The 1,363-nt window shown below is 68.6% G+C and carries 2 protein-coding genes; both read left to right on the forward strand.

What is annotated here, in order from left to right; genetic code table 11:
- The first annotated feature begins 173 nt into the window (after positions 1-173).
- Positions 174-668, forward strand: coding sequence for a winged helix-turn-helix domain-containing protein (locus AB0442_RS42455; RefSeq protein ID WP_366168847.1), 495 nt, complete (start codon positions 174-176; stop codon positions 666-668).
- Positions 665-1,243: a transposase gene (locus tag AB0442_RS42460; RefSeq protein ID WP_366168848.1), complete on the forward strand. Its 579-nt coding sequence runs from the start codon at positions 665-667 to the stop codon at positions 1,241-1,243. The genes AB0442_RS42455 and AB0442_RS42460 overlap by 4 nt, the downstream gene beginning before the upstream one ends.
- The last annotated feature ends 120 nt before the right edge of the window (positions 1,244-1,363 follow it).

Raw genomic sequence — 1,363 nt, forward strand, 5'->3', positions numbered from 1 at the left:
CCCCATCATGCACACGACACGCAAGTCAGCCTGAACGACTTCGTACCCACGAACGGGCGACACCAGATCATCCAGAACCGGACTTAACGCCCTCTGAGGTGTCGGTCCGCCTCGCGCAGTTGATCTTGTCGGTTCGGGGTGAGGGCTGTCCGGTTTGGGTGTAGGCCGGAGGTATGAGGTATCCCGATGGTGGTGGCCTGACCGCGCGGGAGCGGGCCCGGCGGGAGCTGGTGCGCTTGGAGGCCGCCGACATGTTCGAGGAGGGGATCGCGCCGCCGCTGGTGGCCAAGCGGTTGCGGGTCTCGCGGAAGTCGGCCTATGCCTGGCATGCGCGCTGGGTGGCGGGCGGCGTCGAGGCGTTGGCGTCCAAGGGGCCGAGCGGGCGGCCGTCGCGGATGAGACCCGAGTGGCGGGCCTGGCTGGAGGAGGCGCTCGAGCAGGGGCCGGCCGCGCACGGCTGGGTGGAGGACCAGCGCTGGACCCTGGCCCGGGTGGCGACGGTGATCGCGCGCCGTTTCCACGTCCGGTTCAGCATCAAGCAGACCGCGCGGATCCTGCACGAGATGGGCTTCAGTGTGCAGGTGCCGCAGCACCGGGCCGTCGAGCGGGACGAGCAGGCGGTGGCGACCTGGGTGAAGGAGACCTGGCCGCGGGTGGAAAGACGGTGAGGGAGCGGGACGCGTGGTTGTGCTTCGAGGACGAGGCCGGGCAGGGCCTGCGGCCGCCGAAGGCGCGGACCTGGTCCCGCCGCGGACACACGCCGGTGGTGGACGTGACGGGTAGCGGCTCGGGGCGGGTCTCGATGGCCTCCATGGTGTGTGTCCGTCCCGACGAGCGCACCCGCCTGGTTTTCCGGATGCTGGTCCATCACCACCGCAAGGGCGAGAAGAAGGGCTTCGAGGAACCAGACCTGGCCCGGCTGCTGGACACGGCCCATCACCAGCTCGGTGACCGCGACATCGTCCTGATCTGGGACAACGCCACGATCCACAAAGACGCCGCGATGCGCGGTCTCCTTGCCGCACGACCGTGGCTGACGGCCTGGCGGCTCCCGCCCTATTGCCCGGAGTTGAACCCCGACGAGGGGGTGTGGGCCCACCTGAAGAAGAGCCTGGGCAACATCGCCGCCTGCACTACCGACCAACTCGCCGCCGTGGTCCGCACCCGACTGAAGAAGATGCAGTACCGCCCCGACCTCCTTGACGGCTTCATCGCCGAGACCGGGCTGACCCTCGCATCATGATGACACCTCGAACCGACAAGATCAGAGGCGCCTGGCACCGTTGTCGAGTTTCCGGTGCAGCTTCGCCGCCAGGAGAGCCAGGAAGTTCTTGATCTTCTGGGGTGTGTCCGCGCACTGGCG

Origin of the sequence: Kitasatospora sp. NPDC085895, assembly GCF_040702125.1 — a bacterium.
GTDB classification, from domain to species: Bacteria; Actinomycetota; Actinomycetes; order Streptomycetales; family Streptomycetaceae; genus Kitasatospora; species Kitasatospora arboriphila.